The organism is Morganella sp. HMSC11D09 (assembly GCF_001807955.1).
Classification (GTDB): Bacteria; Pseudomonadota; Gammaproteobacteria; order Enterobacterales; family Enterobacteriaceae; genus Morganella; species Morganella morganii.
In genome coordinates this window covers 275,905-295,379 of record NZ_KV791662.1, presented here as the reverse complement: position 1 = coordinate 295,379, position 19,475 = coordinate 275,905, and the positions used below count along the sequence as shown (strand labels likewise).

Genomic DNA, 19,475 nt, shown 5'->3' with positions numbered 1-19,475 from the left:
ATTGCCGTTTGCCGGACACCCGACCCTGGGTACCTGTTATGTCTGGCGCGAAACACAGCAGTTTAATGATAAGCGCGATATTATTCAGGAGTGCGGAGTCGGTATGGTGACTGTCCGTCAGCAGGATAACCGGCTGGCATTTGCAGCCCCGGCACTGTTACGCGGCGGGGATACTGATCCGCAGCAGGTGGCATATATTGTGAAAGCACTGGGGCTGCGTGATGAAGATGTGGTGCGCTCCGCATGGGTGGATAACGGCCCGGGATGGATTGGCCTGCAACTGACTTCTGTTGCGAAGGTGCTGGCAGCGAAACCGGATTATTCTCTGCTGGACGGGTACGATATCGGCCTCTGTGCACTGTATGATGACCAGAGCGGACCGGTTCAGCTGGAAGTCCGTGCATTATGCTGTTCTCTGGGGGAAGAAGACCCGGTGACCGGCAGTCTGAATGCGTCGCTTGCCCAGTGGCTGACCGGCGAAGGTATTTTACCGGAATGCTATGTGGCCGGACAGGGACAGGTTATCAGCCGTGACGGCAAAATCTTTGTCACTAAGGAAGCGGGTCAGGTATGGGTTGCCGGGGATGTGACCTGTGTGATCACCGGACAGGCAGCGCTGCGCTGACTGAAAACAAACCAAAAGGATAATTACCGTGAACAACAAAACCCATTCCTTTTATCAGGTTGATGTGTTTTCTGATGTGCCGCTGCTGGGTAATGCACTGGCGGTGGTGGTTGATGCGGATGATCTGACGGATGAGGAAATGCACCGTTTTGCCCGCTGGACAAACCTCAGTGAAACCACCTTTTTGCTGAAACCGCAGGATCCGCAGGCTGATTACCGTGTCCGCATTTTCACCCCGGATGGTGAATTGCCGTTTGCCGGACACCCGACCCTGGGCAGTTGCCATGTCTGGAAGCAGTATACCGGTTTCAGTGAAACGCGGGATATCGTTCAGGAATGTGCCGCCGGGCTTATTACGCTGCGTCAGTCTGAACAGGGAACTGCCTTTGCCGCACCACCGATGATTAACGAGCGGGATCTGACAGAAGACGAGTGCAATACGGTTGCATCGGCATACGGCATCCCCCGCAGTGCCATTTTGCAGGCAAAATATATTGATAACGGCCCGGCCTGGACCGGGGTTGAGGTGGATTCTGTTGCCCGCCTGCTGGCAATCACACCGGATTATGCGGTGCTCAGCCAGTCAGGGAATAATGCGCTGTATAAAATCGGCGTGTTTTCCCGGTATCCGGCAGGCAGTGATGCCGTACTTGCGGTAAGGGCATTTATTAACCGCAGAGGCGCGGAAGACCCGGTAACCGGCAGCCTGAATGCAGCACTGGCACAGTGGCTTATCAGCAACGGCACATTGCCGCCGCACTATCTGGCGCGGCAGGGTGAAAGTGTGAAACGTGACGGCTGGCTGAGTGTCCGGCAGGATGCCGACGGGATCTGGGTCGGCGGTGTTGTGACAGACTGTATCCGGGGTCAGGTTTCACTGCGCTGAAAAATACTCACCGGCGGATATTATGCCGCCGGTGATGTCAGTGCAGACTGCAATACCATCTGACCGGCACGAACCATCTCTGCCAGTTGCCCGGCACTTTCACCGGCCCGGGCGCGCAGGGAAATACTGTGCAGGAACGCAGTCAGTGTTTTCGCCAGCAGCGGGGCGCAATCCGGATCGTGCAGCGCAGTTTTCTCTTCATTCAGACAATCCAGCACCATCATCTCCTGCGCCGCAATCACTTCCTGCAGACGCTTGCGGATGGCAGGGTCGTACACTTCGGCGGCGGCTGTCGATAACACCATGCATCCTGCAGGGCCGTGCTCTCCGGTATAAAGGGTGACGGTTGCCTGTAACCAGCGGGTCAGGCGGGCGGCCAGCGGCTCACCCGGCGTCTGCGGTGCCAGTGCGGCGGAGTAATGCGCCTGAGCGATTTCACCGAACCTGTCCATTGCCAGCTGATAAAGCCGTTCTTTATTACCGAAAGCAGCGTACAGGCTGGGTTTCCTCATGTCCGTTTCTGCGGCCAGTTCATCGAGAGACGTTGCGGTATACCCTTTGCGCCAGAACTGCGCCATGATTTTATCCAGTGCGGCGGCACTGTCGTAATTCCGGGGTCTGCCTTTTTGTGCCATTTGATTACCGATCAGTATAAAAACAATTTACATCATTGTACCTCATGCATTATTTTACCGGTTAGTAAATAAATGTTGTCACGGAGTATTTTGATGTCTGATCATGATTATGCAGTTGAAACTATTTACGGGCTGAGCACGCCTTCCATTCAGGCGCTGATCGCTGCCGGACGCGCATCACAGCCCGCATTACTGAAAGTCGGCATTTTTGTCTGTCCGGGTTATATGCCGATGGATATCAACGGTGCGCAGTCTGTTTTTACGATTGCAGGGGCGGAAATCTATTTTATCTGGAAACGCCGGGAGCTGGTGGAGGGCTATATCGGCTGGCCGACGATGCCGACAATGACCTTCGATGAGTGTCCGGATGATCTGGATGTACTGGTGACCGGTATGGTGCCGCCTGAGGTGATTGAAGATCCGGAGGTGATCCGCTTTTTCGCGCGGGCAGGGCAAAAAGCAAAATATGTGATTGGCACCTGTTACGGTTCGCTGATGCTGGGTACAGCCGGATTACTGAAAGGCAGAAGGGCAACCAGTAACAGTAATGTGGTGCCGATGCTGCCGGATGTCGGGGCTGTTGCCGTCGGCGGCAGTGATGTGGTGATAGACGATACTATCTACACCTCCGGCCCGGCTACCGGTTCGTTTGATGCCTCATTACTGGTGCTGAAAGCCCTGCGGGGTGAGGAACTGGCCGCGCTGGTTGAACTGGCGATTGAGTATGACCCGCGCCCGCCGTTCCGCACCGGTTCCCCGCAACTTGCAGGGCCGGAAATGACCGCAATATCACAAAGTATGACCGCACCGCTGAACCGGCAATATCACGAAGCGGCGAAGCGGGGCTATGCCCGTTATCAGCAGATGATTCAGGACTGACACGCCGGGTAATACGCTGTCAAATCAGGGGTTTTGTTTTTGATCCAGTCAGTGATAAGAGACAATGCTCCCGGATGATAGGCTTCCCGTCCGGCATACAGAAACTGCCACTGGCGCAGTACCGGCCAGTCGCTGCTGAGCTGATAATTATAGGCGGGTGCCTGTAATAAACCATGCCCGGCCTGCGGAAAGACAATGACTTTTGCTTTTGGATTATCTTTCAAAAGTGACTGATAACGGCAGGCATTCTGCCGGGCATCGACATTCAGATCTTCTTCGCCCCATACCGCCAGCACACGACCGTTCATCTGCAGGATCGCAGGTGTGGCATCGCTGAGGTAATTTTTTACCACAAATTCAAAACGATCTGGCGTCATATCACTACGTTGCGCCGGGTCTTTTGAGCCATTGCGGCCAAATATCCGGTCATTCTCTGCCTGCTCTGCTGCCAGCAATTGTTTAATGTCTTCCGGCGATTTTCCCTGCTGTGCGTAGCGCAGCCCCTGATAAAATTGTCCCTGATCCCGCCAGTTCACCGCACCGCCGATAATCACGGAAAAATCAGGCTGCGATTGTGCCGCCGCTGCCGGGATCACCCATCCTGCCTGGGAGAAACCAAGAAAACCAATCTGCACCGGGGTATTCTGATAAAGGGATTGCAGCAATGTCAGTGCGGCTACGGTTTCCTCTGCGCGATCATCCATTGATTGATGCAGCCAGTTTCCCTGACTGTTACCGATACCGGCTTTATCCCAGGAAAATACTGCAATACCGGCATCCAGCAGGGTATTAAACAGCGGGTTATATCCGTTGTCTGAATATCTGTCCTGCGGGCCGTCACCGTGGATTATCACGGCAACCGCTGCCGGATGTCCGTTGCCGGGCAGCAGCAGGGTACCGGAAAGCCTGTTTCCCTGTGAGGTGAAGGTCAGTTCTTTTGCCACTGCATTGTCAAAATCAAAATCATCAAGATGGCTGGTAAAAAACAGTACCAGTCCGGCAATCAGTAACAGCAGAGCAAGCCCGGCAAGTGTCCGGCGGAAATAACGCTGTATCATGTTGTTATTCTTCGTCCCCGCGAACAGTGATCATCGCAGGGAATGCAGGGCGGAGAAAGGCGGCAGCAGCGGCTCGGGCCAGCGTTTCGGTATCGCATTCTTCGCGGTTGGATAACGCGACGATAGTGGTGTCTGATTTTGTCAGCCGGATAAAGTAAGTACTGGTTCCCATCCAGCCTCCGGCATGTTCCAGACTCAGCTCACCGAAATGATGAAGGGTATGTAACCCCGCAGCATAAGGCTCATAATCCGTAACAGGCGTGCCGTTTTCTGTCAGCGGGGAGAGGGTTTCTGCCATCTGTTGTATCAGCGCAGTACCACCGATGCGGGCGGTGCGGTAGTTTTCGCCCCATTTCATCAGGTCAGCGGCACTGGAATGTACCGCGCCGTCGCCGGTGTGTGTCCACGGGCTTTCGGAAATCCGCCACTGACCGGCAGCTTTGCCGTAGCCGGTGGCAATGGTCTGCGGTGCCGGATATTGCTCAACAATAAAAGTATGGTTCATTTCCGGCGGTGTAAAAATCCGTTCGCGGGCAAAATCAGCAAATGACTGTCCGCTGACCCGTTCAATAACCTGTGACAGCAGAAAATAACCGGTATTACTGTAATCATGGCGGGTACCGGGCGGAAAATCCGCTTCTGTCTGACTGACCAGGTCCGCCAGGGTTTCCTGTGGTGTCAGCGGATCATAAAAGCCGGTTTTACGGGCAAAAGCCAGATCCATATAATCCTTCAGCCCGCCGGTGTGGTGCAGCAGGTGGCGTAATGTCACCGGACGGGCATATTCGCCCAGCTCCGGTAAAACGGACAAAACAGAATCACTGAGTGAAATTTTGCCTTCCTGCACCAGTAACAGCAGCGAAAATGCAGTGAATTGTTTGGAAACGGAGGCTAAGTTGAAAATGGTGTCCGGTGTTACCGGCGTGCGGGTTGCCACATCCGCCATGCCCCGGCAGCTGTACCATGTTGCGCCGTTATCGGTATGTACCATGACGATAACGCCGGGCTCATCCGGCGAAAAGCCCGCTGTCAGCGCATTCAGTGCCGTTTGCATTGTTATTTCTCTCTTATTTTTACAAGGCAGGTTTATTTTAAGACTAAATGCGCTGAAAAATATTGTCGAGAAGATACAGAGATGCACCGTCAGCGGCTTAAGGTAGTGTTCAGATTAACCGGGGCGTTTAAAACACTGGCTGTGTTGCAGGACAAAATCGATAAAACAGCGCAGCCGGGGAGAAAGTGCCTGACTGCGGTAATACACCGCATTAATCGGCAGTTTGTTTTCATAAGTGTATGACGTCAGAACCTGACGAAATTCCCCGTTTTCGCGCATTTCGTGTGTCACAAAATCGGAAATACAGGCAATTCCCGCGCCGGAACGTGCCAGATTGCAGATAATTTCTCCGCTGCCCGCAGCCAGTGACGGGGTAATTTTCAGTCCCTTTTTGTTGCCGTTATACAGCGGCCAGGTATTCAGGCTTTCCGGCGTGATAAATCCCAGCAGAGTATGCTGCGCCAACTCTTCCGGTGTTTTCGGCTCGCCATGCTGCTGAAGATAACGCGGGCTGGCCAGAATCCGCTGCCGGGTGTAGCCCATCAGCGTGGCATGCAGGGAAGAATCTGCCAGCGGACCGAAGCGGAATGCAATATCAGTCTGTTTTTCCAGTAAATTGGTAATACCTTCATAGTTGGTCAGTTCAAGGCGGATTTGCGGATAACGTTCATGGAATTGTGTCACCAGCGGTGCTATCACATGGAGCTGAACAGGCGTTGAGGCATCAATACGCAGTGTGCCGGAAGGGATCTCTTTGTGGTTCATCAGCACATCTTCCGCTTCCTGTGCCAGTTGCACCACATCACGGGCTTTTTGTAAAAACAATGCGCCTTCTTCACTCAATTTAAGCCGTCGCGTGGTGCGGTACAGAAGAGTAGTGTTCATCTTTTCTTCAAGACGCAGCAGGGCACGGCTGATGGCGGAAACGGTCAGCCCGTTTTGTGCGGCAGCGGCTGTGACGGAGCCGCTGTCAACGACGGCAATAAATGCCCGCATTTCTTCCAGGGTGATTTTCATTATTGCGTTTTATTCAATTGTTTTTTGCAGATTAGCGGCTGTTTCCGCAAAAATCAATGTGGCAGAATCGCCGTCCTGACAACACTGTGACGTTGTTTTTTATTCTGAGGACATTATGCGAACAAATACTGCTCTGTTATCCCTGTCTGTCGGCGCGTTTGCTATCGGGGCAACGGAATTTTCCCCGATGGGTATGCTGCCGGAAATTGCCGGGTCACTGGCTGTTTCCATTCCTGCCGCCGGGATGCTGGTTGTGGTGTATGCACTGGGCGTGATGCTGGGTGCTCCGGTGATGACGTTACTGCTGATCCGGCGTTCGCCCAAAGCGGCACTGATTTTCCTGATGAGCATCTTTACGGCAGGTAATGTGCTGTCGGCACTGGCGCCGGATTACAATACACTGCTGTTTGCCCGCTTTATCACCAGTCTGAATCACGGCGCGTTTTTCGGCATCGGTGCGATGGTGGCGACACGGGTGGTAGCCAAAGGCAAAGAAGCCGGGGCGATTGCAGGTATGTTTATGGGGCTGACCATTGCCAATATCGGCGGCGTTCCGGCGATCACCAAACTGTCTCAGATGCTGGGCTGGCGTGAATCCTTCTTTGTGGTCAGTCTTCTCGGCCTGCTGACAATGGCGGCGCTGTTGCGATCACTGCCGCGTAATATGCAGGGACAAGAACTTAATCTGCGCCGTGAATTACAGGTACTGACCCGTCCGGCGGTATTACTGGCAATGTTGTGTACTGTGCTGGGTGCCAGTGCCATGTTTACGTTTTATACCTATATTGCCCCCGCACTGACCTTTATCTCGTCTGTGCCGGAAACGCAGATCAGCATCATGCTTGTTCTGGTCGGACTGGGCTTCACACTGGGGAATTATCTGGGCGGTGTATGGGCAAACCGTTCGGTTTCCCGCACATTGTACGGATTATTTGCACTGCTGGCGCTGACGATGGTTCTGTTTCCGCTTATGGCCCGTGACACTGTCACTGCTGGGATCATGCTGGTTATCTGGGGAGCGGCCAGTTTTGGTATCGTTCCGCCGCTTCAGGTAAAAGTGATGCAGGTAGCCTCAGAAGCGCAGGCGCTGGCCTCATCAGTCAATATCGGTGCCTTTAATCTCGGCAATGCAGTCGGTGCCGCGCTGGGCGCATCGGTGCTGGCAAACGGTGGTGATTATGCCGGTGTCAGTTATGCAGGGGCGGCGGTAGCCGCCGCCGGATTAGTGGTGCTGCGGATAACCTTACGCCGGACAAAATCGCAGAAGCCTGCTTCAGATGCAGAGCAATGCACGACTATATAAATGAATCAGCAGGTTAAACCAGTATGGCAGTCCGTGATGTAAATCCACGGACTGCTTGTCTTTTATGCGGGTTATTGATTAGAGTGGTGAATTCTGTTTACTGCTAACCGGTGATTTTGCTATGACAACCTCTTCTGACACAACATTCCGTACTTTGTATCCGGCTATTGAGCCTTATGAGACAGGGTTTCTCGATGTTGGTCATGGTCACCGGATCTATTACGAACGCACCGGTACACCCGGCGCGAAACCGGCTGTTTTTCTGCACGGCGGACCCGGCGGCGGCATCAGCCCGGAATACCGGCGCTATTTTGATCCTGCCCGTTATGATGTGCTGCTGTTTGACCAGCGCGGTTGCGGGCGTTCAACACCGCATGCGGAAATTTCCCATAACACCACATGGGATCTGGTGGAGGACATTGAGCGGCTGAGAAAGCATATCGGTGTCAGTAAATGGCTGGTATTCGGCGGCTCCTGGGGTTCGAGCCTCGCACTGGTATACAGTGAAACGCATCCGCAGCAGGTCAGTGAAATCATTTTGCGCGGTGTGTATACCGTGACAGAGGCGGAACTGAACTGGTATTACCAATTTGGCGTTTCACAGATGTTCCCGGAAGAGTGGGAAGCCTTTTTGGCACCGGTTCCGGTGCAGGAACGGCACAATATGATTGCTGCCTATCATAAACTGCTGACCGGTGATGATGTTCAGGTTCAGCTGGCGGCGGCCAAAGCCTGGACTCTGTGGGAAGGGAAAACCACCACACTGCTACCGGATGCAGAGCACGTTGGCGAATTTACTGATGACCATTTCGCCATCGCCTTTGCCCGGCTGGAAAATCACTATTTTTATCACCGGTGCTGGCTGGAGGAAGGTCAGTTGCTGCGTGATATTCACCGGCTGCAGGGTATTCCGGGAATTATTGTTCACGGCCGTTATGATATGCCGTGTCCGGCAACCTTTGCGTGGCATCTGCATAAAGCCTGGCCGGGATCGGTGCTGCACCTGATTGAAGGTGCAGGGCACGCGATGTCTGAACCGGGGATCCGGGATCAGCTGCTGCGGGCCACAGACTATTTTGCCGGTCAGGAGCCATGACCGGTAATCTGCAGGGTATTTTGGGGCTGGTGATCACCAGCTCCGTGCTGATTGCCATTCCGGGGCCGAGTATTTTGTTTCTGGTCGGCCAGGCGTTATCTGCCGGGAAGAAAAATGCCCTGAAAGGCGTGGCGGGAAATGCCATCGGTATGTACAGCATTGCGGTATTGCTTTCTTTCGGAATTGGTGCGGTGCTGATGTCTTCTCCGCAGATCCTGATGATTATCCGTCTGATCGGGGTACTGGTTTTGCTGCTGATTGGCTGGCAGTATGTCCGGGCATCCCGGATCAGTATGGCGATGGATATGCCGGCGAATAAAGGCCGTCAGTCGTTGTTTGCCGGTATTATTGTCGGTGCCGCGAACCCGAAATCCGTGATTATGTTTGGTACGATTGTTCCCGGATTTACCGGTGAAATTCCGCCGGAGATGTCCGCTACCACTGTGTTGCTGCTGATGTCGCTGATCCCGATAGCCCTGGGCATTGTTATCGATATTATCTGGGTTTATGCCGCACATGCTGTTAAATCCGCGTCATTTTTACGGGGGAACAGTCTGCGCTGGTTTAATCTGTGCGGCGGTATCCTGATGATCCTTATGGCATTACTGCTGTCGGTGGCATCGGTGATTTAATCCTCACCGGTAACCGGCGTATACACCAGTAACCGGTTGGATTTATCGATATCAAATGTCAGGGACGCATACTCGTAGGTTTCCCGTCTGCCGTTAAATTCAATTTCGCGGATGCCGTTACAGGGCTGATATATTTCGTGTTTATTCCACAACGTGTCAAAAGCCGCAGATTCCTGACATAATGCCGTTATCATCCGCTGAATATTGGGGTCATGCTTTGTTCTGGCATAATCCCGGCGGAAACTGGCCAGCAGACGCTGAGCATCGGTTTCCCAGTCTGTAAAGCGGGTCTGATAGCGGGGATCGGTAAACAGCAAATACAGAAAGTTACACATCCCGGGCTGCGCTTCAGAGAAGTGCAGGTAACGATCTGCTTTTTCATTATACGCCAGCACATCCCAGTGCAGATTCAGCACATAGCAGAGATAATTATCCGGAAAATCATCCAGCATCCGGGTGATAACCGGCGGCACATGATGCTCTGTATCACCGGAAGCTTCCGGAGCCCGCTGGTGAGCCAGCAGATACAGGTGCTGGCGTTCTGCTTCATTCAGACGCAGTGTCCGTGCCAGGTTGTCCAGAAAGCGGGTGGATACTCCGATTTCACGCCCTTGTTCCAGCCAGGTGTACCAGGTCAGGCCCACCCCGGCAAGTGCGGCGACTTCTTCGCGGCGCAGACCGGGAGTACGGCGGCGCGAAGTATGCGGCAGCCCCACACATTCCGGGGTCAGACTTTCGCGTTTTGTGCGTAAAAAATCAGCCAGTTCCGGCCGCGTGCGCGGGTTTTCACTCATTATCAGATGCCTTATGCTATGTTGCCCTGAGTTCCTGTCACTATTAGTAATAGTATAAACGGTTAAATTGTAACAGAATAACGACCTGATTATAGTCTCATTCCTGCTTTTAAAAATGGCAAAATGAGAAAAACATGAATCAGCAGCAACGTATTGCACTGTTTGTATTAGTCCTCGCCGGGTTTGTCACTATTTTTGATCTGTTTGTCGTCAATGTGGCGATAGTCAGTATCGAACGCGGCTTACAGGCCAGTTTCACTGAACTGACACTGATTATTGCCGGGTATGAACTGGCTTTCGGCCTGCTGCTGATCACCGGTGGGCGGTTGGGCGATATTTACGGACGCCGCCGGTTATATCAGGCCGGAATGGCCTTTTTTACACTCGCGTCACTGTTGTGTGCTGTCGCACCGACAGCCTTATTACTGGTGATTGCCCGTTTTATCCAGGGACTGGCTGCCGCATTACTGTTCCCGCAGGTGTATGCAGGTATTCGCCTGAATTTTGATGAAACACAGGCAAGAAAAGCATTCGGCTGGCTGGGGATGACGCTGGGGCTGGCCGCGATTGCCGGTCAGGCACTGGGGGGCTGGCTTATTACCCTGAATCTGTTTGATATGAGCTGGCGGCTGATTTTTCTGGTTAATCTCCCTGTTGGTATTCTGGCTCTGGTATTGTCCCGCCATTTACAGGAGGGGCGCGTTGCGGACGGACTCACCACTGACTGGCCGGGCGTACTGTTATCCGCTGCCGGAATTACCGCATTTCTGTTACCGCTTCTGATGTTACCGGTTTGGGGCCTGACACTTTTCAGTGCCGGATTGCTGTTTACGGGTATGGTTCTGTTGTTCTGTTTTGTCCGTTATCAGCAGCATTTATCACGCACCGGACAAACGCCGCTGTTTGATATTGCGGTATTGAGTAACCGGCCATTTGTTACCGGCACCGGCGCTGTGCTGTGTGTCTATGCCACCTCATCCGCATTTCCGCTGATACTTTCCCTGTTACTGCAAAACGGTATGGGGGCTACACCGCTGGAAGCCGGGCTGATTTTTGTACCGTCCAGTATCGGCTTTGTTATTGCCTCCTTTATTACCCCGCGAATGATTATCGGACGGGGCGAACCGGTGATTTATTACGGTGCATTAGGGTATGCCGCCAGTTATCTGGTATTAATTGCCGGGCTGAATTTCCTGCCGCAAAGCACCGCAAATACGATACTCAGCCTGTTTCTGTTTTTGGTCGGGTTCACACAGGGCATGATTATGACCCCGATGCTGAACATTGTGCTGTCCCGGGTTACACCGGCACAGGCTGGGATGGCATCCGGACTGACGGCCACATTACAGCAGATTGGTGCGGCAACCGGTGCAACCGCAGTATCGGTTATTTTACAGTTTTCACTCCGGCACAGCGGAGATACGGTACTGTTATCCACCCCGGCCGCAGTTTACAGTGTCAGCCTCGGGTTCAATGTGCTGATGGCACTGTGTGCCGCATATCTGATTTACCGCATAACACGCGCCCGGCAGCCGGAAATAGTTTCCTGTCTGTAGTGCATCATTACGGATGTATTAAAAAAAGCAAATACCCCGAATTGTGTATTTTCAGCCAATGTGATACCACGTAATGTACGAATAACAGCGATACAGGGAGTTGTCTGATGATTACAATTTCACACCTTGACCATCTGGTTCTGACTGTGGCCGATGTTGAAAAAACCTGTGATTTTTACCGCCGCGTACTGGGGTTTTCGGTCATTACATTTCGCGGGGATCGCAGGGCTCTGGTGTTTGGCCGTCAGAAAATTAATTTACATCAGGCAGGAAATGAATTTCTGCCGAATGCGGATAAACCGGTACCCGGTTCAGCAGATCTTTGCTTTCTCACCGGAACCCCGGTTGAACAGACGCTGGCGCATCTGGCAAAAGAAAAAATTGTTGTGGAAGAGGGGCCGGTGGAACGCACGGGGGCAACCGGCCCGATAATATCAGTCTATTTCCGTGACCCGGATTTAAACCTGATCGAGATTGGCCTGCCGGTGACGTCCCGGCCGGTATAAGCGGATAACAAAATCGCAAATCAATATCAGCACTATTGCAGCACAGATGAGTGCTGCAATGACATTTCCCTGTAAGGAGAACGCAGACACCATCATGCCACCGGCAGCAGAGCCGGCAGCAATACCGGTGTTGAAAAAGGCGATATAAAGTGACCCGGTTATTTCAATCGCTTGTGCGCTGTAGCGGATCATCCAGTTCATCAGCGTCACAGATACGCCGCCGTATGTCATTCCCCAGAGCGTGAGAATGATGGTGTGTGATACAGGAACGGCAGGCAACAGGAGTAACCCAGCCAGGCTCAGGGCAATACCGCCGGTGACACAGAATACGGCACGGAACAGATGACGACCTGACAATAACCCCAGCACGAAATTACCGGCAATACCTGCAATGCCATACAGCGCCAGTAACCCGCTGAGTTCATGTGCCTGCAACTGAGGATCCTGTTGCAGAAGCGGGCGGACAAAGGTAAATGCCATAAAGTGGGCAGTCACCAGCAGTAATGTGATCAGCAAGCCTGTCCGGATAACCGGGCGGCGGAGTTGGGTCAGAAAATCACGGACAACCGGTGCCTGAACCGGCGGCAGAGAGGGAAGATTCAGCATCAGCAGCAACACTGCCAGGGAAAACAGGCTCATGATACCAAACACGCCACGCCAGCCGACCCATTCACCGAGGATCACCCCGGCGGGAATTCCCAGTACGGATGCAGCGGCAACACCGGCAAATATCAGAGAGGTGGCAAGCGCCACATGCCGGGAATCGACCAGCCTGACAGCTATTCCGCCGGCGATTGCCCAGATCCCGCCGATACTCAGCCCGACAATAATCCTGGCCGCGACCAGAACAGAGAAGTGGGTGGCTGTTGCCGCACAGATATTGGCCACCATTAATAACAGCATCAGTATCATCAGTAAATAACGGCGGTTCAGGCGGCCGGTGAACAGAATAATCAGGGGGGAACAGAGTGCAGCGACCAGGGCTGGTATGGTTAGCATCAGGCTGACATACGCCTGTGGCACCCGGAACTCTGCCGCAACCGGTGTCAGTAACCCGACCGGCAGCATTTCCGTAGTCACCACAGCAAAGGTTGCGAGAGTCAGCGCAACAACGGAAAACCATCCCCGGCGGGCTGGCGGCAATGAAAGTGATAAACAATGACTGTCTGACATACATTCCTCATGGTAATAACTTTACTTGAGAAGAGAGTCTATCTGCGCCAGTATGACAGATAAATATCATCTTTGGCCAAACACCGGGGACAAATCGTGGCAGATAAAAATGGTTTACTGCTGGATAACTTATTCGATGTGCTGGTTTTTGTACGGGTCAGTGAAACCGGTAATTTCACATCAGCAGCTGAAAAACTACAGATTTCACGTTCCGCTGCCGGAAAATGCCTTCAGCGCCTGGAAAACCGTGTCAGTACCCGCCTGCTTCACCGGACCACACGGCGGTTGCGTCTCACAGAAGAGGGCGAATGTTTTTATCTGCATGCCAAACGGATATTATCCGAGGTGGATGATGCGGAAAATGCATTATATGAAGGCAGACAAAAACCTTCCGGCACATTGCGGGTCGCTGTTCCTGTGGTTTTTGGCCGCAATTATGTGATGCCGGTGATACAACAGTATGCCGCACAATGGCCCGATGTTGATATTGATGTCAGTTTTTCTGATGATTACTGTGATCTGATTCAGGAAGGTATTGATGTGGCCGTGCGTATCGGCGGTAATGATGACAGCCGCCTGGTGCGTAAAGTTCTGGCGCCGCATCGCCTGGTGACCTGTGCGTCACCGGGTTATCTGGAACGGCACGGTATACCTGAAACACCGGAACAGTTAGCAGCACATGAGTGTCTTATCTTCCGCCACCGGGGACGAAATGTTCCCTGGCAGTTTATGCGGGATAAAAACGTTCAGTTGCATCCGGTCAGCGGCCGGTTCAGTCTGGGAGATACCGGCGCGGTTCTTGATGCTGCACTGGCTGATGGCGGAATTTGCCAGTTGGGTGCTTTTCTGGCCGGGCCTGAGATAGCGAAAGGGGCATTGCAGCCGGTACTGACTGCATTTACACCGCCCGGAGAACCCGTGTGTGCGGTATATCCGTCAAAACAATTTCTGGCGCCGAAAGTCCGCGAGTTTCTCAATACACTGGAAACACAATGGCAGGGGAAAGCCATATGGGAATCCCCGTTAATCAATCATAAGGAATAACTGATGACAGATAGTGAATTTCTGGCTCAGGCGATAGCACTGGCCCGCCGGAATGCCGAAAAGGGCGGTCGCCCGTTTGGTGCCGTTGTGGTCAGAAACGGGGAAATTGTCGGTGAAGGGGTTAATCAGATGCTTGAGCTGCATGACCCGACCGCTCATGCGGAATTGCTGGCTCTGCGCCATGCCGGTAACAACCTCCGGCAGACCCGGCTGGAAGATTGTGTGGTGTATGCCAGCGGACAGCCATGCCCGATGTGTCTTGCCGCAATGCGGATGGCAGGTGTGACCCGTGCCGTCTATGCTTATTCCAATGCAGATGCGGAACCTTACGGTTTATCAACAGCATCCATCGCACAGGCTTTACGGGCAGATCCGCATGAACAGCCCGGCTTCTCTTTTACACAGCAAAAACCGGAAGGTGAACCGTCACTGTATGATTTCTGGCAGCAAAAACAGAACTGATTATAGTTGCCACTGATGCTGCCGGGTTTCCGGCAGCCGGTATTCCTGATACCATACCCGCCGGTATCCTCTGCCGGTTTCGTATTTTTACCTTCTGTATTTTCCGCTCTGTTTCACATCCCTCTTATTTATCCTCTGAATATGCTGCTGTTTATCTGCAGTGCACCCTCTGTCTGCCGCCTGTCATTTCGTCTGTTTTATCTTCCCCTGATGAGTGAATTCAATCCGTAACCCGTTTATTTTCATTTCGTTATACAGGATTTTTATGATTTCACCTTATACATTGCCGGTACTGGCATTCACGGTATTTTTTACCGGCGTTACTGAATTTATGGTTTCACCGATGCTCACGCCGCTGGCGGCTGCATTTGATGTCACACCCGCGCAAGCCTCATGGCTGATTGCGGTGTATACCTTATCGTATGCGCTCGCCGCACCGATGCTGGGACGATTATCAGACCGTATCGGCCGTTACCGGATGTTGCGTGCCGCATTATTGTTGTTTGTGGCAGATGGTATCGCACTGGCACTGGCACCGTGTTTCAGTGTGGCTGTGGGCTTGCGTATCCTGGGTGGTCTGGCGTCTGCTGCGTTGATCCCATCTGTTTTTGCATTGATTGCGGAACAATTTCCGCATGACAGACAGGCTTCTGCTATGGGGTTGGTGATGACGGGTATGACAGCCGGTATTATCTCCGGCCCGGTGATTGCCGGATGGCTGACAGTCCGCTGCGGCTGGTATGCACCTTTTCTGCTGACTGCTGCCGGAAGTCTGGTCATGTGGATAGCCTGTTGTTTTGTGTTTCGCGGCGTCAGCCGGGTTTCCTCTCAACCATCAATCCGGCCCGGTAAATACTATTCACCGGCATTATCGGGGCTGATCGCGGCAAAAGGTCTGTGGAACGGTACTGCAGTGGTTATGTTTGTTCTCAGTGGTGAATTGCTGCGTGACCGGTTCGGGCTGAATACAGAAACGATAGGGCTTATCAGTGCAATATTCGGTGGCGGATTACTGACCGGGAATCTTTTGATGCCGCTGTTCCGGCGGTTAAGTGGCACAGATACCCGGCTGCTGCTCATCAGCCTGATAGTGATGAGTGTGATGATTGCCGGATTTATCAGCGGAACAGGCGGGCTTCCCGGGATGATGTTGTGGATGTTATTGCAGGGATGCGCGCTGGGGATTGCCGCTCCCGTCAGTACAGCCATCATTGCTGAGCATGCCGGAACACGTAAAGGAGAGGCACTGGCATTGTCAGAAAGTATGAATAATCTGAGTATTTTTATTTTATTACCGGTGGCAGCGGCACAGCAGGATAGTCAGATATTATTACCTGCAGTTACCGCGCTATTGTTTTGTGCAACGGCACTGACGGGGTACATTCTCAGTCCGATATATTGCAAAAAGTAATAATAACGAGAGAAATTATCTCTTCCGGAACTCATTGATACCGATCACGTTTACCCGAAGCGAAAATCAATATCATTTACGCTGTATATATAAATATATAACGATGACAGTAAAACGATAACGGATGGTTCTATGAAGACTAACTATATTTCGCGGGCACTGCTGCCTGCGCTGATTTCTGTTGCCCTTTTTCCGGCGCAGCAGGCACTGGCAGATACCATAATTGTGACGGACAAGCCTTCTCATATCACCCCGCAAACACAAGCCGGTGCCGGTTTTGTGGCGACAGATATTGATATGGGGCCGCTTGGTACCCGCCAGTGGCTGGATATTCCCTACAGCAGCAATACGGTCAGCGAAGCGATGATCCGTAATCAGCAAAGTAAAAGTGTCAGTGAAATGCTGAAATATCTGCCGTCTTCTCAGATGCAGGCCCGCGGCGGTATGGATGTAGGCCGTCCGCAGAGCCGGGGAATGCAGGGCAGCGTGGTGGAAAACAGCAGACTGAACGGCCTGAATATTGTCTCCACCACCGCGTTTCCGGTGGAAATGCTGGAGCGGCTGGATGCCGTGAACAGCCTGACCGGCGCAATTTACGGCCCGGCCAGCCCTTCCGGTCAGTTTAATTTTATCTCCAAACGACCGACTCAGGATCCGCTGCACCGGGTGACGGTAGGATATCAGAACCGTAATGCTTACAGTGCGCATCTGGATCTTGGCGGTCAGGTGGATGAAGAGAAGACTTTCGGCTATCGCCTGAATTTGCTGGATGAAGAGGGGGAAGGTTATGTCCGAAACAGTAAAATCCGCCGTCAGCTGGCCGCAGTTGCCCTGGACTGGCAGATCCGGCCGGGAACACAGATACAGCTGGACGCCAGTCACTACCATTTTGTGACCAAAGGATTTCCCGGCAGCTTTGGTTACGGCCCGGATATTGATTTACCGAATGCGCCGGACAGCTCCAACCCTGACCTTGCACTGAATACCGCCGGTAATGACCTGACAACAGATTCTGTCAGTACCCGTTTCACCCATTATATGAATGATGACTGGTCACTGAGCGGCGGTATCGGCTATCAGCAGGCGGATCGGGCAATGCGCTCCGTTTCGTCGCAAATTCTGGACAGTAAAGGAACTATCAGCCGCTCGATCACGGATTCTCCGGCTGCCGGTCGTTTCCGCGTGCTGAGTAATAATCTCGCACTGAACGGTCAGTTTGATACCGGCTCCGTAAACCATGATGTTGCTCTCGCCACCACCGGTTATACCTGGTCAATTTACAGTACCAAAGAGCGGGGTAAAACCTTTCAGCTCGGCAATACCAATATGTATGACCCGTCTTCCATGACCGAACCTTCCGATGGCCGCATCAGAACCGGCGGGGAACGCTACAAAGCCAGTGAAAACCAGCAGCAGAGCATTATCATTGGTGACACTGTCACTTTTAACCCGCAATGGTCTGCCATGGTGTATGTCAGTCAGAGCTGGATCACGACCCGTAACTTCGATAAGCAGGGACACAAAACTGACCGTGATCAGCAGACCGGCACCAGCCCGAATATGGCGCTGATGTACAAAATCACCCCGGATGTGATGACTTATATCAGTTATGCCGATTCTCTCCAGCCCGGGGATACCGCGCCGGATGATGATAAAGTCAAAAACCGGGGTGAAACACTCAGCCCGTACCGCAGTACACAATATGAATGGGGTATTAAAGCCAATACCGGCAATATGAACCTGAGTGCCGCAGTTTTCCGTCTGAAACGGCCGTTTGCCTATACCGACAGCGACCAGATCTTCAAAAAACAGGGCGAACAGGTGAATGACGGGCTGGAACTGACCGCCACCGGCAATGTCTGGCAGGGGCTGAATATCTACAGCGGTGTCACGTTCCTGAAAGCAGAACTGACGGATACCGGAAACAGTAAGACTGAGGATAAACGGGTTGTCGGGGTGCCGAAAGTACAGGCAAACCTGCTGATGGAATACAGTCTGCCAACTGTTCCGCAGTGGGTATACAGTGCCAACATTCATTACACCGGCAAACGGGCGGCAAATGATACCAACACCAGTTGGGCGGACAGCTATATCACGCTGGATCTCGGTGCCCGCTATACCACTCAGATAGAAAATGTGCCGGTCACGCTGCGGATCTCTGCGGATAACGTTACCAACGAGCATTACTGGGCGTCTATTTTCCCCGGCAACAGTAACGGTAAAAATGGCGGCGCCAATGCCTTTACCGGTGCTGGCCGTGAATTCCGGGCCACCGTATCATTTGATTTTTAACACGGAGGCAGCGTGATGCGGCACTATTTATCAGCGTTATGCCTGTTATTTGTCAGTACCTGTGTCTTCAGTGCCCCGGCAGAAACCCCGCCGGAGCCGGCACTGCGGATAGCAACACCGTGGCCGGCGCAGAATGCGATTATTATGATGCTGGGTTACGGCAGTAATATCACCGGAACCTCGCGGGTTGCCAAACAGATCCCGCTGTTCCGTCAGATGCTGCCGCAGATTGATAATGTACCGGTCATCGGCACAACCGGCGGAAATGAGCTGAATATTGAACAAATTCTGAGTCTGAGGACAGATATTTTATTTATTCATGACGGGATCCGCGTTCCGCAGCAGGAGGTACTGACACAGGCCGGTGTTCGTGTGCTGGCTTTTAAGGCTAACAGTATGGATGCCCTGCGGGAGCGGGTAAAACTGACCGGCGAGGCGCTTGGCCCGGATGCGGCAGAGAAGGCGGCGCAATATGAGCGCTATTTCCGTGACAATATCCGCCGGGTGCAGGAACGACTGAAAAATGTTCCGGCGTCTGCCCGTCTGCGGGTGTATCACAGTATGGGAAATCCACTGTATACCTCCGGGCGGCCGTCGCTCAATCAGGACTGGATGGATCTGGCCGGCGCGGTCAATGTGGCGGGAAATTGGTTCCCTGCACACAGCAGCGCGAACGGAGAGGTATCATCAGAGCAGATTATCGCGGCTGATCCGCAGGTGATTATTGCGATGAACCGGCGGGATGCGGAATTTATTCAGCAATCGCCGCAATGGCAGTCAATTGATGCCGTGCGTAACGGGCGGATCTATACCAATCCGCGTGGTATGTTCTGGTGGTGCCGCGAAACGTCAGAGGAGGCATTGCAGTTTCTCTGGCTGGCTACAGTGCTGTACCCGGACGCCTTTGCGGATATTGATATGAGAAATGAAACAGCCACGTTTTATCAGACGTTTTATGGGATTACGCTGACACCGCAGCAGATCACGGATATTCTGCAACCGGAGTGATCCGGATATGCCGTCGCCGGTTTCCGGTGACGGCATTGTACCTC

General features: G+C 52.9%; 19 protein-coding genes. 13 read left to right on the top strand and 6 right to left on the bottom strand.

From position 1 onward, the window contains the following. Together HMPREF3119_RS05430 and HMPREF3119_RS05425 are read left to right on the top strand one after the other, a co-directional pair. Positions 1–625, top strand: a 625-nt coding sequence (locus tag HMPREF3119_RS05430) for a PhzF family phenazine biosynthesis protein (protein ID WP_246829237.1), incomplete at its 5' end; no start/stop codon positions are given. 28 nt (positions 626–653) lie between these two features. Further along, on the top strand, positions 654–1,511 hold the full coding sequence (locus HMPREF3119_RS05425; protein ID WP_070578790.1) for a PhzF family phenazine biosynthesis protein: 858 nt from the start codon (positions 654–656) through the stop codon (positions 1,509–1,511). A 20-nt stretch (positions 1,512–1,531) separates the two neighbouring features. Here HMPREF3119_RS05425 and HMPREF3119_RS05420 read toward each other — a convergent pair whose 3' ends face one another. Then, positions 1,532–2,146: a TetR/AcrR family transcriptional regulator gene (locus tag HMPREF3119_RS05420; protein ID WP_004237638.1), complete on the bottom strand. Its 615-nt coding sequence runs from the start codon at positions 2,144–2,146 to the stop codon at positions 1,532–1,534. A gap of 93 nt (positions 2,147–2,239) precedes the next feature. Here HMPREF3119_RS05420 and HMPREF3119_RS05415 point away from each other — a divergent pair, with 93 nt between their 5' ends. Beyond that, complete coding sequence (locus HMPREF3119_RS05415; protein ID WP_004237636.1) at positions 2,240–3,025, top strand: DJ-1/PfpI family protein; 786 nt, start codon at positions 2,240–2,242, stop codon at positions 3,023–3,025. Here the strand turns inward: HMPREF3119_RS05415 and HMPREF3119_RS05410 are convergent. The 3 genes from HMPREF3119_RS05410 to HMPREF3119_RS05400 form a co-directional block, all read right to left on the bottom strand. Next, on the bottom strand, positions 3,016–4,083 hold the full coding sequence (locus tag HMPREF3119_RS05410; RefSeq protein WP_070578787.1) for an alpha/beta hydrolase family protein: 1,068 nt from the start codon (positions 4,081–4,083) through the stop codon (positions 3,016–3,018). The two genes, HMPREF3119_RS05415 and HMPREF3119_RS05410, sit on opposite strands and share 10 nt — an antisense overlap. A 4-nt stretch (positions 4,084–4,087) precedes the next feature. Then, the gene (locus HMPREF3119_RS05405; protein ID WP_070578784.1) at positions 4,088–5,137 is read right to left on the bottom strand and encodes a serine hydrolase domain-containing protein; all 1,050 of its coding nucleotides are present in this window, start codon (positions 5,135–5,137) and stop codon (positions 4,088–4,090) included. Between the two features lie 114 nt (positions 5,138–5,251). Continuing rightward, a complete protein-coding gene (locus HMPREF3119_RS05400) occupies positions 5,252–6,154 on the bottom strand; it encodes a LysR substrate-binding domain-containing protein (protein ID WP_024473095.1) in 903 nt (300 codons plus the stop codon). A 115-nt stretch (positions 6,155–6,269) separates the two neighbouring features. Between HMPREF3119_RS05400 and HMPREF3119_RS05395 the strand changes: the two genes are divergently transcribed. The 3 genes from HMPREF3119_RS05395 to HMPREF3119_RS05385 all read left to right on the top strand — a co-directional run bounded on the left by HMPREF3119_RS05395 (position 6,270) and on the right by HMPREF3119_RS05385 (position 9,185). Further along, entirely contained in the window at positions 6,270–7,457 is a 1,188-nt protein-coding gene (locus HMPREF3119_RS05395; protein WP_004237632.1) for an MFS transporter, read from the top strand. 121 nt (positions 7,458–7,578) lie between these two features. Continuing rightward, a complete protein-coding gene (gene pip, locus HMPREF3119_RS05390) occupies positions 7,579–8,553 on the top strand; it encodes a prolyl aminopeptidase (RefSeq protein ID WP_004237631.1) in 975 nt (324 codons plus the stop codon). After that, positions 8,550–9,185, top strand: coding sequence for a LysE family translocator (locus HMPREF3119_RS05385; protein ID WP_070578781.1), 636 nt, complete (start codon positions 8,550–8,552; stop codon positions 9,183–9,185). Before pip ends, HMPREF3119_RS05385 begins: the two co-directional genes overlap by 4 nt. On the opposite strand, the gene HMPREF3119_RS05380 is transcribed toward HMPREF3119_RS05385, so the two are convergent. Next, positions 9,182–9,979 carry a helix-turn-helix transcriptional regulator gene (locus tag HMPREF3119_RS05380; protein WP_004237629.1) on the bottom strand — a complete coding sequence of 266 codons (798 nt, stop codon included), beginning with the start codon at positions 9,977–9,979 and terminating at the stop codon, positions 9,182–9,184. The two genes, HMPREF3119_RS05385 and HMPREF3119_RS05380, sit on opposite strands and share 4 nt — an antisense overlap. A gap of 134 nt (positions 9,980–10,113) precedes the next feature. On the opposite strand from HMPREF3119_RS05380, the gene HMPREF3119_RS05375 reads away from it, so the two are divergent. Continuing rightward, positions 10,114–11,535, top strand: a complete 1,422-nt coding sequence (locus HMPREF3119_RS05375; RefSeq protein WP_036417222.1) for an MFS transporter — start codon at positions 10,114–10,116, stop codon at positions 11,533–11,535. Between the two features lie 107 nt (positions 11,536–11,642). Further along, complete coding sequence (locus HMPREF3119_RS05370; RefSeq protein ID WP_004239294.1) at positions 11,643–12,041, top strand: VOC family protein; 399 nt, start codon at positions 11,643–11,645, stop codon at positions 12,039–12,041. Here the strand turns inward: HMPREF3119_RS05370 and HMPREF3119_RS05365 are convergent. After that, the gene (locus HMPREF3119_RS05365; protein ID WP_046024565.1) at positions 11,994–13,214 is read right to left on the bottom strand and encodes an MFS transporter; all 1,221 of its coding nucleotides are present in this window, start codon (positions 13,212–13,214) and stop codon (positions 11,994–11,996) included. The genes HMPREF3119_RS05370 and HMPREF3119_RS05365 overlap by 48 nt on opposite strands. Positions 13,215–13,286: 72 nt before the next feature. Here HMPREF3119_RS05365 and HMPREF3119_RS05360 point away from each other — a divergent pair, with 72 nt between their 5' ends. From HMPREF3119_RS05360 to HMPREF3119_RS05335, 5 genes are all read left to right on the top strand, one after another. After that, complete coding sequence (locus tag HMPREF3119_RS05360) at positions 13,287–14,258, top strand: LysR family transcriptional regulator (RefSeq protein ID WP_080939490.1); 972 nt, start codon at positions 13,287–13,289, stop codon at positions 14,256–14,258. A 3-nt stretch (positions 14,259–14,261) separates the two neighbouring features. Beyond that, on the top strand, positions 14,262–14,720 hold the full coding sequence (locus HMPREF3119_RS05355) for a nucleoside deaminase (RefSeq protein WP_070578778.1): 459 nt from the start codon (positions 14,262–14,264) through the stop codon (positions 14,718–14,720). A gap of 265 nt (positions 14,721–14,985) precedes the next feature. Further along, positions 14,986–16,131, top strand: coding sequence for an MFS transporter (locus tag HMPREF3119_RS05345; protein WP_070578775.1), 1,146 nt, complete (start codon positions 14,986–14,988; stop codon positions 16,129–16,131). Between the two features lie 132 nt (positions 16,132–16,263). Next, positions 16,264–18,423 (top strand): TonB-dependent receptor, encoded by a 2,160-nt coding sequence (locus tag HMPREF3119_RS05340; protein ID WP_070578772.1) that lies wholly within the window; start codon positions 16,264–16,266, stop codon positions 18,421–18,423. Positions 18,424–18,438: 15 nt separating this feature from the next. After that, positions 18,439–19,431: an ABC transporter substrate-binding protein gene (locus HMPREF3119_RS05335; RefSeq protein WP_004237620.1), complete on the top strand. Its 993-nt coding sequence runs from the start codon at positions 18,439–18,441 to the stop codon at positions 19,429–19,431. The last annotated feature ends 44 nt before the right edge of the window (positions 19,432–19,475 follow it).